At 63.7% G+C, this 13937-nt stretch carries 13 protein-coding genes; 10 read left to right on the top strand and 3 right to left on the bottom strand.

Annotated elements, in window-relative coordinates:
* The first annotated feature begins 163 nt into the window (after nt 1–163).
* From serS to surE, 3 genes are all read left to right on the top strand, one after another.
* Nucleotides 164–1591 (top strand): serine--tRNA ligase, encoded by a 1428-nt coding sequence (gene serS / locus V4R08_RS05005; protein ID WP_335578332.1) that lies wholly within the window; start codon nt 164–166, stop codon nt 1589–1591.
* Complete coding sequence (locus V4R08_RS05000) at nt 1591–2919, top strand: chloride channel protein (protein WP_335578331.1); 1329 nt, start codon at nt 1591–1593, stop codon at nt 2917–2919. The genes serS and V4R08_RS05000 overlap by 1 nt, the downstream gene beginning before the upstream one ends.
* A gap of 387 nt (nt 2920–3306) precedes the next feature.
* On the top strand, nt 3307–4074 hold the full coding sequence (gene surE / locus V4R08_RS04995) for a 5'/3'-nucleotidase SurE (RefSeq protein ID WP_335578330.1): 768 nt from the start codon (nt 3307–3309) through the stop codon (nt 4072–4074).
* A gap of 58 nt (nt 4075–4132) precedes the next feature.
* Here the strand turns inward: surE and V4R08_RS04990 are convergent, their stop codons facing one another.
* The gene (locus V4R08_RS04990) at nt 4133–4513 is read right to left on the bottom strand and encodes a response regulator (RefSeq protein ID WP_335578329.1); all 381 of its coding nucleotides are present in this window, start codon (nt 4511–4513) and stop codon (nt 4133–4135) included.
* A 294-nt stretch (nt 4514–4807) separates the two neighbouring features.
* On the opposite strand from V4R08_RS04990, the gene V4R08_RS04985 reads away from it, so the two are divergent.
* Together V4R08_RS04985 and V4R08_RS04980 are read left to right on the top strand one after the other, a co-directional pair.
* Nucleotides 4808–5461, top strand: a complete 654-nt coding sequence (locus tag V4R08_RS04985; protein WP_335578328.1) for a protein-L-isoaspartate(D-aspartate) O-methyltransferase — start codon at nt 4808–4810, stop codon at nt 5459–5461.
* 156 nt (nt 5462–5617) lie between these two features.
* Nucleotides 5618–6964, top strand: a complete 1347-nt coding sequence (locus V4R08_RS04980) for a peptidoglycan DD-metalloendopeptidase family protein (protein WP_335578327.1) — start codon at nt 5618–5620, stop codon at nt 6962–6964.
* A 142-nt stretch (nt 6965–7106) separates the two neighbouring features.
* Here V4R08_RS04980 and V4R08_RS04975 read toward each other — a convergent pair whose 3' ends face one another.
* On the bottom strand, nt 7107–8072 hold the full coding sequence (locus tag V4R08_RS04975) for an ATP-binding protein (protein ID WP_335578326.1): 966 nt from the start codon (nt 8070–8072) through the stop codon (nt 7107–7109).
* Between the two features lie 193 nt (nt 8073–8265).
* On the opposite strand from V4R08_RS04975, the gene yajC reads away from it, so the two are divergent.
* The 5 genes from yajC (at nt 8266) to V4R08_RS04950 (ending at nt 12820) form a co-directional block, all read left to right on the top strand.
* Nucleotides 8266–8670, top strand: coding sequence for a preprotein translocase subunit YajC (gene yajC / locus V4R08_RS04970; protein ID WP_335578325.1), 405 nt, complete (start codon nt 8266–8268; stop codon nt 8668–8670).
* Nucleotides 8671–8713: 43 nt separating this feature from the next.
* A complete protein-coding gene (gene secD, locus V4R08_RS04965) occupies nt 8714–10315 on the top strand; it encodes a protein translocase subunit SecD (RefSeq protein WP_335578324.1) in 1602 nt (533 codons plus the stop codon).
* Nucleotides 10316–10331: 16 nt separating this feature from the next.
* Nucleotides 10332–11477, top strand: coding sequence for a protein translocase subunit SecF (gene secF / locus V4R08_RS04960; RefSeq protein WP_335578323.1), 1146 nt, complete (start codon nt 10332–10334; stop codon nt 11475–11477).
* Nucleotides 11474–11860 (top strand): Mth938-like domain-containing protein, encoded by a 387-nt coding sequence (locus V4R08_RS04955; RefSeq protein WP_335578322.1) that lies wholly within the window; start codon nt 11474–11476, stop codon nt 11858–11860. The genes secF and V4R08_RS04955 overlap by 4 nt, the downstream gene beginning before the upstream one ends.
* A gap of 96 nt (nt 11861–11956) precedes the next feature.
* Complete coding sequence (locus tag V4R08_RS04950) at nt 11957–12820, top strand: phytoene/squalene synthase family protein (protein ID WP_335578321.1); 864 nt, start codon at nt 11957–11959, stop codon at nt 12818–12820.
* 6 nt (nt 12821–12826) lie between these two features.
* Here V4R08_RS04950 and V4R08_RS04945 read toward each other — a convergent pair whose 3' ends face one another.
* Nucleotides 12827–13927 carry an AMP-binding enzyme gene (locus V4R08_RS04945; protein ID WP_335578320.1) on the bottom strand — a complete coding sequence of 367 codons (1101 nt, stop codon included), beginning with the start codon at nt 13925–13927 and terminating at the stop codon, nt 12827–12829.
* Nucleotides 13928–13937: the final 10 nt, after the last annotated feature.

The raw sequence follows: 13937 nt of genomic DNA, 5'->3' as shown, positions 1-13937 counted from the left end.
AAGGCTACTTCGCTTCGCTCGCAATGACGGCACTTGATTGCGTCTCCGTCTAAACGTGAAACGATCTAGAGACCGACGACACGAAGATGGCCGGGGACATCGGCGAGCGGAAGCGACGCCGTTCTTCGAACGGCTATGCCCGGCCTGACACCGGAATTTTATCATGCACGACATCAAAGCGATCCGCGACAACCCGCAAGCCTTCGACACCGCGCTGAAGCGGCGGGGACTTTCGCCGCTGTCGTCGTCGCTGCTCGCGATCGACGAGAAACGCCGCGCGGCGATTCTGGCGTCTGAGCAGGCGCAGGCGCGGCGCAACGCGGCCTCAAAAGAAATCGGCGAGGCCAAGAAGGCGAAGGATGAGGCGCGCGCCGCGAAGTTGATGGCGGAAGTCGCCGAACTCAAGTCCACCATGCCTGCGATGGACACGGCGGCGAAAGCGGCCGACGAGGGGTTGAAAAAGGCGCTGTCTGAGGTTCCGAACCTGCCGCTCGACGAGGTGACTGACGGCACCGACGAGCACGGCAACGTGCAGCATCATCGGTTCGGCAAGAAGCGCGATTATGCGTTCACGCCGAAGCCGCATGACGATCTCGGCGGCGCGCTCGGCGACATGGATTTCGAGGCAGCGGCGAAACTCTCGGGCGCGCGCTTCGTGGTGCTGAAGCGAGGGCTGGCGCGGCTCGAACGCGCCATCGGGCAATTCTTCCTCGACGTTCACACCGGCGAGCACGGCTATACCGAGGTCAATCCGCCGCTGCTGGTGCGTGATCACGCGATGTTCGGAACAGCGCAATTGCCGAAGTTTCGCGACGATCAATTTGCAACGCAAAAGCGGCCAACGTTGGAGTCTGCGCGTGCGGCAATGGATCTGACGTTGAACGCAATGGGATTGCAGTCAGAAAGAGAGATAACCAACAGCAACCGAGATCAATTTACTGAGTTGGCGTTTGAAAACTTTGCTAAGATTGACCGGCTTTGGCTCATCCCCACCGCCGAAGTCCCGCTAACCAATCTCGTCCGCGACTCCATTCTCGATGAAAAAGAACTGCCGCTGCGCTTCACCGCGCTGACGCCGTGTTTCCGAGCGGAAGCGGGCGCTGCGGGACGCGACACCCGTGGCATGATCCGCCAGCATCAGTTCACCAAGGTCGAACTGGTATCGATCACAACGCCGGAAACATCAAGAGACGAACACGAGCGGATGCTCTCCTGCGCCGAGGAAGTGCTGCGCCGGCTCGACCTGCATTACCGCGTGATGACGCTATGCACCGGCGACATGGGCTTCGCCTCGCAAAAGACCTACGACATCGAGGTGTGGATGCCGGGGCAAGGCGAGGGCGGTGCCTATCGCGAGATTTCGTCCTGCTCGGTGTGCGGCGATTTCCAGGCGCGGCGCATGGACGCGCGTTATCGCGCAAGCGACGGCAAGCCGCGCTTCGTGCATACGCTGAACGGCTCCGGCACGGCGGTCGGCCGCGCCCTGATCGCAGTGATGGAGACCTATCAGCAGGCAGACGGCTCCATCGCCGTGCCCGACGTGCTGCAGCCCTACATGGGCGGCCTCAAGGCGATCGGCCGCGGGGAATAATGCAGAGGCCGCACCTTACCGAAAGGCAATTGCGATCGGTCCGGGTCATCTCAACCCGATGGCAGCGGCGAGTCATTTTCGTCGCTGGCGGTCTTGCCGTCGGCGCTGCTGCGGTTGGGTTAACGCAAGCGTCGGACCTGGCCCAGTTTTTATTCGCGCGCCTACTCGAAAAATGGCGCTACGCTTCGTTTGTCATCACACCGCTCGGATTTGTGCTGTCCGTGTTCCTCACCTTGCGCTTCTTTCCGAATTCGCAAGGCAGCGGCATTCCGCAGGCCATCGCGGCGCGTCAACTCGATGACCACGAGGCGCGGGGCCGGCTGGTCTCCTTTCGCATCGGTGTCGGGAAGGTTTTTCTGACGGTGCTGGGCCTGCTTTGCGGCGCATCTGTAGGGCGCGAAGGGCCGACGGTGCAGATCGGCGCATCCATCATGTTCGCGATCGGGCGGATGTCGCCGCGCCGCCAGCCCGGACTGATCCTTGCGGGAGCCGCCGCCGGCGTCGCGGCGGCTTTCAACACGCCGCTTGCGGGAATCGTCTTCGGCATCGAAGAAATGAGCCGCGCCTTCGAAGTGCGCACCAGCGGCCTGATCATCGGCACCGTGATCGCAGCCGGCCTAACCTCGCTGGCGCTGGTCGGAAATTATGCTTATTTCGGCCACACCGCGACCACGCTGGGCACCGGCGTCGACTGGATGGCGGTGCCGATCTGCGGCGTTGTGGGCGGCCTTGCCGGCGGATCGTTCAGCCGGCTTGTGATCCTGCTGGCGTTTGGGTTTCCGGGACGGCTCGGCTCGCTTATCAAGCGCCATCCGCTTCCGTTTGCGTTCGTATGCGGGCTCGGCGTCGCCGTATGCGGATTCCTGTCGGGCGACACGATCTACGGCACGGGCTATGCGCAGGTGAAACACGCTCTCGAGAGCGGGACGCCGCTGCACGAGAGTTTCGGGCTGCTGAAACTTCTTGCAACGCTGCTTTCGACCGTGAGTGGCATTCCCGGTGGTATCTTTTCGCCTTCGCTCGCGGCCGGCGCCGGACTCGGATCCAACGTTGCGCAGTTCTTTCCGGACGCGCCGCTGGGCGCGATCCTGCTGCTCGGCATGGTCTCGTATTTCGCCGGTGTAGTGCAGGCGCCGATCACCGCCTTTGTGATCGTGACGGAAATGACCGACAATCACGAGATGGTGGTGCCGCTGATGGCGGCGGCGCTGATTGCCTACGGCAGTTCCCGGCTGGTCTGCAAGGAAGGCGTCTATCACGCGCTGGCCAAGGGGTTCTTGCAACGCGCCGGAACGGGCGGCGCTGTCGCGACCGGAAACGCGCGGTGAACGGCATAATGATAGTCCGGGGCGGCGTGTATGACGCCGCCCTCGCAGATCTTTAGGGAATACACGTCCCGCCGTTATGGTGAGCGTAGTCCTTGTCAGCTTCGACGATGATCTCGCCGCCGCTGACGTCACTGAGTTGGCTCGCGGTCAGTTCTCGAATATCGCTGTGCATGTCTTGCTCCTGTCGTCAGGCCGGAAGGAGTCCCGGCGTCACCACATCAAGGGTAAACGCGCCAGTCTGCGGGCGATGTGAGATGCCTCACGCGCGCCGGAAGAGTCCGGCGGCGCAAGCGGAACGTCAGGTTTGCCAGCATCGGCGGAGCCGGATAAGAGGTTGCCTAACGGCACTGGGATCACTAGCAGCAGCCGAAAAGGGCAACCTCACGAATGCGGATTCTCTGTACCAACGACGACGGCATCCACGCGCCTGGCCTCGAGATCGTCGAACAAATCGCAAAGGACCTGTCCGACGATGTCTGGGTGGTCGCGCCCGAGTACGATCAGTCCGGCGTCTCGCATTCGCTGTCGCTCAACGATCCGCTGCGGCTGCGCGAAGTCGCACCCCGCCATTTCGCGGTGAAGGGCACGCCGACCGATTGCGTGATCATGGGATCGCGGCACATCCTCGGCGAAAAGGGGCCGGATCTCGTGCTGTCCGGCGTCAATCGGGGCCGCAACGTCGCCGAGGATGTGGTTTATTCCGGCACCATCGCGGGCGCGCTCGAGGGCACGATGCTCGGGCTGCCGTCGTTCGCGCTGTCGCAGGAATTCAGCATGGAGACCGGCGACAGGCCGGTGTGGGAAACCGCGCGTACGTTCGCGCCGCAGATTCTCCGCAAGGTGATCGACGCCGGCATTCCAAAGAACACGGTGGTCAATGTCAATTTCCCGGCCTGCGCGCCGGAGGAGGTGGTCGGGGTGCTGGTGACGCGGATGGGCAAGCGCAATCTCGGTTTCCTCAAGGTTGACGAGCGCCGCGACGGCCGCGGCAACCCGTATTTCTGGATCGGATTCGAGAAGGCCGACGCCGTCGATACCCCGGCGGCGGGTACCGATCTCGCGGCGATTGCGGCGCGGTGCGTCTCGGTGACGCCGCTGCGGCTGGATCGCACCGACGATGCGTTCGTCGAGATCCTGTCGGGGATCTTGAAGTAGAACGCGCCGTCCCGTTCGCTTCAGCCCCGCTTCTGATTCCATTAGAAGCGAAAAGGCTTTAGGCTACAGCGCTGCCTTTGAGCGTGCGCTCGATCATGGCGGCGAGGCCCTCCATCTGGAACGGCTTCTGCAACGCCGGACGGTCGCGATATTCGGGCGGCAGACCCTGCGTGCCATAGCCGGTTGCGAAGATGAAGGGCCGGTTGCGTGCTTCGATCACCTCGGCCACCGGCGAAATCAGCTTTCCGTTGACGTTGACGTCGAGGATGGCGATGTCGAAGTCCGTGGTCTGCGCGAGCTGGAGCGCTTGCTCGATCTCGCCGGCTTCGGCGGCGATGCTGTAGCCGAGTTCCTCCAGCATATCCGCGACCATCATGCGGATCATGGCCTCGTCCTCGACGAGGAACACCGAGCCGCCGGGCGGCTTCGCTGGTACCATGGTGGAAATCCCGATCCTTGCCCAATTGCCAGCATAGAGTCGCAAATTACACGGACGAACGCAATGCGCGTAGTCGTCGCTGGCTCGAACGATAAGGTATTGCCGGCTCGGTTGCAGCCGGCCAAATGGATGCAATTCGAGGGCTCGGGTTGCCTGAGTCGGTGTGACTGGCCCGTTCCGCCGCCGGAACAAAAGTTTGCTACGCTGGATTGACCCGGCTGGCGATCCGCGCAGATTGCATCAACTTATCTTGATATCCGTTGTGGCCAAACGCCAGCGCTTCAGAGTTCGCCCATGCCCCCCGCCGGTCCGCCGCCGCCCGAGAAGATGATGTTTCAGCTCAGCCTGCGGCGACGCGGCATCAGCGATCAGCGCGTCCTGCGCGCGATGGACAGCGTCCCGCGCGATGTCTTCGTGGAGTCGGACGATCGCGACGATGCCTGGCGGGATACCGCGCTCGGCATCGCCTGCGGCCAGACCATCAGCCAGCCTTTCGTCGTCGCCTACATGACCGAGCGGCTGGAATTGCGCGACGACCACCGGGTGTTGGAGATCGGCACCGGCTCCGGCTATCAGGCCGCGATCCTGTCACGTCTGTGCCGCGAGGTCCTGACCATCGAACGGTTTCGCGAGCTTGCCGATCGAGCCCGCGCCCGGCTGGAGCAACTCGGTTGCGATAACGTCGAGGTCATGCTGGGCGACGGCTTCGACGTTCCAGCCGGAGCGGGGCAGTTCGATCGCATCATGGTGACGGCGGCGATGGAGCAGATTCCGGACGCGCTGACGGCCCGGATCGAGCCTGACGGGCTTCTGATCGCGCCCGTCGGCCCGCACAACGGACGGCAGACGCTGATGCTCCTCCGGCGGACCAACGCCGGACTTGTCCGCAAGGAGTTGATCGACGTCCGCTTCGTACCGGCGCTGCCGGGCATCGCCCGCGAACTTTAGCCACCGGGAATGGCCGTCTCCAAGTTCAGTTGCGGCCGCAACGCCTTGTCGCGTCGGCGTTAATTTTCAAGGCGGCGGCGTGTCACGGTTAAAGGCTTGTTTACTGGGAGCATGTTTACTCAAATTGGTAATTATGTTGCGTACGAGTGAGTAATCATGTCCCGTGTCGTCGAGTTGCTTTGCTCGCGTCGCGTACCGCAAGTCGCGGTGCTGGCGCTGGTATCGATCGGTTTTGCCGGATGTAGTGCGGACATGTCCACGCGCCTGGCGCAGATCGACAGTAATCCGCAGCAGTCAAATCATTTCGGATGGCAGCGCGATGCCACCGGCTCGGTGACCGCAGCGCCCGCGGCTCCGATCGAACGCAGCGAGTTGCCGCGTTATTCGCGGCCGCAATATCAATCCCAGCCGCTGCCGCCGCCGATCTCGACGCCAGGATCCTATCCGGTAGCATCGGGCGTATCGGGAGGCAGGCGCGACGCCCACTCGTATGCGCCTCCCGCCCGTCCGATCGCGTCCACTGGCGCTGTCGCGGCGCGGGACGGCTGGAATCACAGCGGCGGCACCCCGATCGTCGTCGGCACCAGCGACACGCTGGAAGGATTGTCGCACCGCTATGGCGTCTCCACCGCCGAAATCCTCAAGGCCAACGGCTACCGCGGTCCGCGCCGGTTGCAGCCCGGCCAGCGATTGATCATTCCAAAGCGCGCGGCGGCCGCGAACACCCATGCCGCCCCGGCTGAGAAGCCCGCCGCGGTCGCTGCGGCTGCGCCCGGAGGAGTCCACTACGTCAATCGCGGCGACACGTTGATGAGCATCGCGCGCCACAATCACATTTCGGTTGCCGAACTTGCGCGCGCCAACGGCCTGCAACGCAGCACGAAACTGAAGATCGGCATGAAGATCACGGTGCCGTCAAAGACAAAGACCGCCGCGGTGGCCGCGCAGCCTGTTGTCGCTGCGGCCGCGTCTCCCGCCGCGCCTGCATCTGCGCCTGCGGTTCACGTTGCGGCGGCGGCACCCCAAGGTCCGGTGCAGAAGGTCAACCTCGCGGTTGCGACGGCGACGCCCGAAGCGGCCGTGGTCAAACCCGCCGTCAAGGCCGCCGAGGCGACCGGCGCATTGCCAAGATTCCGCTGGCCGGTGCGCGGCCGCGTGATCGCAGCCTATGGCGCCAGGACCAACGGCAAATCAAATGACGGCATCAACGTCTCCGTGCCCGAGGGCACGCCGGTGAAGGCTGCCGGGGATGGCGTCGTTGCTTATGCCGGAAACGAACTCAAGGGCTACGGCAACCTGATCCTGGTTCGGCACCCCAATGGTTACGTGACCGCATATGCCCATGCGAGTGAGCTGTTGGTGAAGCGCGGGGATACCATCAAGCGCGGCCAGGTCATTGCCAAGTCGGGTCAGTCGGGCGAAGCGGCGTCGCCGCAGCTCCACTTCGAGATCCGAAAAGGATCTACACCGGTTGACCCGCTTCAATTCCTCAGTGGGGCGTGAGGCTGTGTGTCCCGGATGTGGTGCGTCGCGCTTGCAATGCTCCGCAAATCCGGGACCGTAACGAACCCCAGCGCTTGTGATTGCCCCGGATCAGCAGCGCATCGCTATCTGCTGCGCAGCATCCGGGGATCAGGCCTTGAGATTACTTCGCAGCGAGCCGCACGCCGAGCCGCCCTGCGAGTTCCTGCGTGAACTGCCAGGCGACGCGGCCGGAACGCGAGCCGCGCGTGGTCGACCATTCAAGCGCCTCCCGCTCCAGCTCGGAGTCGTCGAGCTTGATGCCGAAGTGGGAGCAATAGCCGCGCACCATCGCGAGATATTCATCCTGACTGCAACGATGAAAGCCGAGCCAGAGGCCGAAGCGGTCGGACAGCGAGACCTTTTCCTCGACGGCCTCGCCGGGATTGATCGCGGTCGATCGCTCGTTCTCGATCATCTCGCGCGCCAGCAGGTGGCGGCGGTTCGATGTCGCGTACAGGATGACGTTGTCCGGGCGTCCCTCGATGCCGCCCTCGAGCACCGCCTTTAGCGATTTGTAAGAGGCATCATCGCCGTCGAACGACAGGTCGTCGCAGAACACGATGAAATGGAAGTCCGATGAGCGCAGCAACTCCATCAGGCCCGGCAGGCTCTCGATATCCTCGCGGTGAATTTCGATCAGCTTGAGCCGACCTCCGACCTCGGCGTTGACGCTGGCATGTGCCGCCTTGACCAGCGACGACTTGCCCATGCCGCGCGCGCCCCAGAGCAGGGCGTTGTTCGCAGGCAGCCCCCTGGCGAAGCGTTCGGTGTTCTCGATCAGGATATCGCGCATCCGGTCGATGCCCTTGAGCAGGGCGAGATCGACGCGGCTGACCTGCGGGACCGGCATCAATCGTCCGTCGGGATGCCAGACGAAGGCGTCGGCGCGCGTCAGCGCAGCGCGGTTGTCGGGCCGTTCCGCCGCGGAGGACATGGCGGCGGCAATCGCTTCGAGCGCGCGCGCGATCCGCTCCGCGGCGGCGGGCGCCGCGGCCGTTTCCAGACCTTTTGTCGCGCCGACGCCCCGGTTGCCGGAGCGAGCCCTTGGCGCTGCGCGGGAGCCGGTTTTCAGTGACTTTTTTGTCATCTTTGCCTTTCCTGAGCGCGCAGCCTTAGCGGGGTGCCCCGGCTCCTGCAAGCAGCCGAAATCATGAGCCCCGATCGAGGGTCTGGCGGCGTTGCAATTGGGACCGCGGCCGTTATAGTCCGCGCGAATTTGCCCTCGACCGGCCGACCCTGCTGTCGCGCCGGCCTGTCCCGTTTTCCAAGGAATCGTCCGAATGTTCATTACTCCCGCGTTTGCTCAGGCCGCCACCGGTATGGGCGACACCAACAACTTGCTGATGTCGCTGCTGCCGTTCGCGCTGATCTTTATCGTCATGTATTTCCTGATCATCCGGCCCCAGCAGAAGAAGGCGAAAGAGCACAATGAGCTGGTGAAGAATATCCGTCGCGGTGACGTCGTCATCACGACAGGTGGTCTCGTCGGGAAGGTCACCAAGGTTGTGGATGACGACCAGATCGAGTTCGAGATCGCGGACGGCGTCCGGGTGCGGCAGATGCGGCATATGATTTCGATCGTCCGCGCCAAGGGCGAGCCGGCCAAGGGCGAGCCGGTAAAGGGTGAATCGACAAAGGGAAGTGCCAAAGGCGAGGGCGCCAAGGACGACAGCGCCGCGAGCTAAGTGCCCGGAAGCGGTCATTCCTGGAATCTGACGGGTTATCTCGATGTTGTATTTTACGCGGTGGAAGGCACTGGCGATCATCGTGATTGCCCTCGCGATCTGCCTGTGCGCGGTGCCGAACTTCTTCCCCGAGGCCCAGGTCAAGACCTGGCCGAAATGGGCGCAGCGTCATCTCGTGCTGGGGCTCGATCTTCAGGGCGGCTCGTATCTGCTGCTTGAGGTCGATTCCAACTACGTCAAAAAAGAGAAACTCGATCAAGTCCGCGACGACGCACGCAAGGCGCTGCGCGACGCGCGGATCGCCTATACCGGCCTTGCCGCCAAGAACGGCGTGGTCGAGGTGCGCATCAGCAAGGAGGAGGAATACCAGACGGCGCTCGGCAAGTTGCGCGAGCTGTCGCATCCGCTCGGAGGTCTGCTCGGCTCCAGTGGCCAGCGCAGCCTCGAAGTCAGCAGTGCTGACGGCGGGCTGATTCGCATGACGGTTCCGCAGGCTGCGGTCAGTGACCGCATCCGCCAGTCGGTCGAGCAGTCGATCCAGATTATCGAGAAGCGCGTCAACGAACTCGGTACCGTCGAGCCGCTGATCCAACGCCAGGGCACCGATCGCATTCTGGTGCAGGTGCCCGGATTGCAGGACCCGACGCGGTTGAAGGAAATTATCGGCAAGACCGCCAAGATGGACTTCCGCATGGTCGATTCGAGCGTGTCGCCCGAGCAGGCCCTTCAGGGCCGGGTGCCTGCCGATTCCGAAGTGCTGATGAGTTCGCAGGCGCCCAAGACGCCTTACGTCGTCAAGAAGCAGGTGCTCGTCTCCGGCGGCGACCTGATCGACGCCCAGCCCGGATTCGATTCTCGCACCAGCGAGCCGATCGTGAGCTTCCGATTCAACAGCAACGGCGCGCGCAAGTTCGCGCAGGCGACGTCGGAAAACGTCGGACAGCCATTTGCCATCGTACTCGACAACGAGGTGATCTCGGCGCCGGTCATCCGCGAACCGATCACCGGCGGCTCCGGTCAGATTTCCGGCAACTTCACGGTGCAGGAGGCCAACGACCTTGCGATCCTGCTGCGCGCCGGCGCGCTGCCGGCGCCGCTGACGATCATCGAGGAGCGCACCGTCGGTCCCGGCCTCGGACAGGATTCGATCGAAAAAGGCGAACTCGCCGCCTATGTCGGCTCGATCATGGTGATCGTGTTCATGCTGCTGACCTACCGGCTGTTCGGGGTGTTTGCGAATATTGCGGTCGCCATCAACGTCGCCATGATTTTCGGCGTGCTGTCGTTGCTGAACGCGACGCTGACGCTGCCCGGCATCGCCGGGATCGTGCTGACCGTGGGCATCGCCGTCGATTCCAACGTGCTGATCTATGAGCGTATCCGCGAGGAAATCCGCGGCGGCCGCACCGCGATTTCGGCGATCGACGCCGGCTTCAAGCGGGCGCTGGCGACGATCCTGGATTCCAACATCACGACGTTCATCGCTGCGGCGGTGCTGTTCTATATCGGCAGCGGCCCGGTGCGCGGCTTCGCCGTGACGCTCGGCATCGGCATCATCACCACGGTGTTCACCGCCTTCGAGGTGACCCGGCTGATCGTCGCGACATGGGTGCGCTGGAAGCGGCCGCAAAACGTACCGATCTGATGACGCGGAGCCGGCTGTGACCCACTGGATTTTACTCGGGCTCGGTGCCCTCATCGTCGTGCTGACCATCGTCAGTTGCTTCGGCCTGCTGCCGTCGCTGCGGATCGTTCCCGACGATACGCATTTCGACTTCACGCGTTTCCGCCGCATCAGCTTTCCGATTTCCGCTGTGCTGTCGATCGTCGCCATCACGCTGTTCTTCACGCACGGCCTGAATTTCGGCATCGATTTCAAGGGCGGCACGCTGCTCGAGGTGCAGGCGAAGTCCGGCGACGTGGACATCGCGACGATGCGCGCGACGCTGAACAAGCTCGGTCTTGGCGACGTCCAGATCCAGCAGTTCGGCGGCCCGACCGAAGTGCTGATTCGCGTCGCCGAGCAGCCGGGCGGAGATGCCGCGCAGCAGGTGGCGGTACAGAAGGTGCGCGGCGCGCTGGGCGACAGCGTCAACTATCGCCGCGTCGAGGTGGTCGGACCGCGCGTGTCCGGCGAATTGCTCGCCTACGGCATGATCGGCCTGATGCTGGCGATTCTCGGCATCCTGATCTATCTTTGGTTTCGGTTCGAGTGGCAATTCGCGCTCGGCGCCATGGTCGCCAACGTCCATGACATCGTGCTGACCATCGGCTTCATGTCGATCTCGCAGGTCGACTTCGACCTCACCAGCATCGCGGCGCTTCTGACCATTCTCGGCTACTCGCTGAACGACACCGTCGTCATCTACGACCGGATTCGCGAAATGCTGCGGCGCTACAAGAAGCTGCCGATGCCGGAACTGCTCAACGAATCCATCAATTCGACCTTGTCGCGCTCGATCATCACCCACGTCACGGTCACGCTGGCGCTGCTGGCATTGCTGCTGTTCGGCGGACCGGCCATCCACAGCTTCACCGCGGTGATGATGTTCGGCGTGGTGCTCGTCGGCACTTACACCTCGATCTTCATCGCGGCGCCGATCCTGATCTATCTCGGGGTCGGCGATCACCGCGTCAACGTCGAGGAGAAGTCGGCCAAGTCTGAGGCAGCCAATTCCGACAAGGCGGCTAAGCAGCCCGAGACGGCCAAGCTCGAGAAGACAGCCAAGTCGGAGAAGACGGCTAAACCACAGAAGACGGTCAAACCTGAGAAGTCGGCCAAACCGCAGAAGCCATCGAAGCCGTGAGCGCCGACCCGTCGGATGCGCCGCACCTTCCGCGGCCCGCGCCGATCGAGGCCTATGGCAACGGTGGCTTCCGCTTCGATACCATGTCGCATCGCGGCTCGCTGCTATGCCTGCCGGACGGCATCTGGGCGTGGCCGGTGACGCGGCCGGATGACATCGACCGCCATGCCCTGGCGCGGGTTTTCGCGGGCGCCGCCGGAATCGATACCCTGCTGATCGGCACCGGCACCGAGGTGTGGCTCGCGCCAACCGACCTGCGCGAGGCGCTGCGCCGCGCTCACGTCGGGGTGGACACCATGCTGACCGGACCCGCGATCCGAACCTACAACATCATGCTGGGCGAGCGGCGCCGGGTCGCGGCGGCGCTGATAGCCGTTCCATGATTACCTCACCGCATTGGCAGCGCCTGATGGCGCTGATAGCCGTGCCATGACAAACGCGATGTCGAGGCAGCGCTTGACCGCGCTCATCGCCGTACCATGAGCGGTGCGGCATCGGAGAATTCGTCCGCGGCGTTCTGCGCAGACCTCGTGCGTAACCACGATTTCGAAAGCTATGCGACGACGCTGTTCGCGCCGCTCCGTTGCCGCCGCGCGCTGCTGGCGCTTTATGCCTTTAATGTCGAGATCGTCAGGGTCAGGGAGCAGATCACCCAGCCGTTGCCGGGCGAAATCCGTCTGCAATGGTGGACCGATGTACTCGCTGGTGCGGGACACGGTGGTATTGAAGGCAATCCGGTGGCGGCCGAACTGCTGCTGGCGATCCGGGGCCATGGTCTGCCGGTCGAGCGGTTGTCGCGTCTGATCGAGGCGCATCAGTTCGATCTCTACAACGATCCGATGCCGGACTTGGCGGCGCTGGAGCAATATCTCTTTGATACATCGTGCACGCTGTTTTCGCTTGCCTCGTGTATCGCCGGACACCAATCTGATGAGACGGATCATCTGGCGCGTCACGCGGGTCTCGCGCGCGGTATCGCGCAGGTGATCGCGATGCTGGGTTTTGACGCGTCGCGGCGTCAGTCGTATGTACCGCTGCAATTGCTGGAGCAGCACGGCAGCACTCTGGAACAGGTGTTCGCGGGTCGGGACATGCCGTCGCTTCGCGCAGCCCTCAGTGGACTGGCCGATGAATCACGATCGCATCTCGATGCGGCGCTGGCACTGCTGCCGGACCTGCCGCCGGAGTCGCGGGCGGTGTATCTCCCGCTCGCGCTGGTGCGCTCCGCATTGAATCGCATGGCTCAAGCCGACGTCGATCCCTTCATGCCGCAGGTTGCATTGCGGCTGCGCATCCTGTGGACGTTGTGGCGGGCATCGCGCACGACGACGTTTCGTGCCTGAACAAGGTCAGGATGGCAGCGCCTGGTCGGTTGACTCGAAATTAAATCTGTCGCGCAGGTTTTTGCGGCTCTCGAGGATGCCGCGGAAAAATTCGCGGTCCGCGGGGCTGGTAATGAGCGGTTCAATCAAATCGATCTGGTTCATCGCGATGAGCTGAAGGATTTCCGTGCGCACCTTGCCGCTTGCATCGCGCGGCAGGCGCGGCACGATTTGTATGTGTTCCGGCGGCTTTGGATCGTTTGCCGCAGCGAGCGTGGCCCGCAACTGCGATTCCAGCCCGGCCTGATCGGCCTCGACAAAGGCGTAGAGGCCGACGCCGCTTCGACGGTCCGCGAAGGCGACGATGGCCGCGTCGCGTACCGCCGGGTTGTCCTTGATGCGCGCGATCAGCACGGGGGCGTCGCTGACGAGGCGCCGGCCGCCGCCTTCGCGGTCGGTGAAATTGAACACGCCGCGTGTGACGGCGTTGTAGACCTTCTTGCCCGTCATCAGCCATGTCCGCGCCACCAGCGATTTGCGCGCCAGTATCTTGCGCTCGCGGGGCGTCAGTGCGTCCGGCGCGTAGGTGCGCTTGTGCTTCAGAAGATGACGCAGATCCTCGTAGGCGGCGATGCGAAATAGCCGCGACCGCCGGTTGAAGCACGCCGCAAGCTGGAAGTCGGTCAGGTAGGCGCGGCCATCGCTGCCGCGCAACCAGTTCTGTTCCTTGGCGAGATCGTTGTGGCAGATACCGGCGCGATGCAGCTTGCGCAGCGCCGCTTTGGCAGACTGGAAGTAGGCGCGGTCGCCGTGAGGCCTGGCGAGATGCAGCGCCACGCCATCGATGAAGCCGCGCACCAACGCCTGCCGTCCGGACCATAGCAGATCCGGCCCGACGGAGAGGCCGCCGGCGCGCTGCAAGGCCCGGCGTTCGCGCGCGAACAGGTGACGCGCGACACCATAAGACCACCACGGCACCTGGTCGAGCCGCCGCAGCACCGCATCGACCTCGCCGGAAGCAGCGCGAAAACGTCCGCGCTCCACGGTGGAAAACACGTCGCGTTTCAGCAGGACGCCTTCGGTCCACGTTGCGGACAGGAATGCGGCGTCCTGTTTGGGAAGGGGCATGAACGATCCA

This window comes from Nitrobacter sp. NHB1 (assembly GCF_036964665.1).
GTDB lineage: Bacteria > Pseudomonadota > Alphaproteobacteria > Rhizobiales > Xanthobacteraceae > Nitrobacter.
This window is presented reverse-complemented; position numbering and strand designations above follow the sequence as displayed.

Excerpts from the sequence above, each read along its gene's own strand:
- yajC (WP_335578325.1), top strand. The coding sequence starts at position 8,266 with ATGTTCATTACTCCCGCGTTTGCTCAGGCCGCCACCGGTATGGGCGAC.
- V4R08_RS04980 (WP_335578327.1), top strand. The coding sequence starts at position 5,618 with ATGTCCCGTGTCGTCGAGTTGCTTTGCTCGCGTCGCGTACCGCAAGTC.
- surE (WP_335578330.1), top strand. The coding sequence starts at position 3,307 with ATGCGGATTCTCTGTACCAACGACGACGGCATCCACGCGCCTGGCCTC.
- V4R08_RS05000 (WP_335578331.1), top strand. The coding sequence starts at position 1,591 with ATGCAGAGGCCGCACCTTACCGAAAGGCAATTGCGATCGGTCCGGGTC.
- V4R08_RS04985 (WP_335578328.1), top strand. The coding sequence starts at position 4,808 with ATGCCCCCCGCCGGTCCGCCGCCGCCCGAGAAGATGATGTTTCAGCTC.
- V4R08_RS04990 (WP_335578329.1), bottom strand. The coding sequence starts at position 4,513 with ATGGTACCAGCGAAGCCGCCCGGCGGCTCGGTGTTCCTCGTCGAGGAC.
- V4R08_RS04945 (WP_335578320.1), bottom strand. The coding sequence starts at position 13,927 with ATGCCCCTTCCCAAACAGGACGCCGCATTCCTGTCCGCAACGTGGACC.
- secD (WP_335578324.1), top strand. The coding sequence starts at position 8,714 with ATGTTGTATTTTACGCGGTGGAAGGCACTGGCGATCATCGTGATTGCC.
- V4R08_RS04950 (WP_335578321.1), top strand. The coding sequence starts at position 11,957 with ATGAGCGGTGCGGCATCGGAGAATTCGTCCGCGGCGTTCTGCGCAGAC.
- serS (WP_335578332.1), top strand. The coding sequence starts at position 164 with ATGCACGACATCAAAGCGATCCGCGACAACCCGCAAGCCTTCGACACC.
- V4R08_RS04975 (WP_335578326.1), bottom strand. The coding sequence starts at position 8,072 with ATGACAAAAAAGTCACTGAAAACCGGCTCCCGCGCAGCGCCAAGGGCT.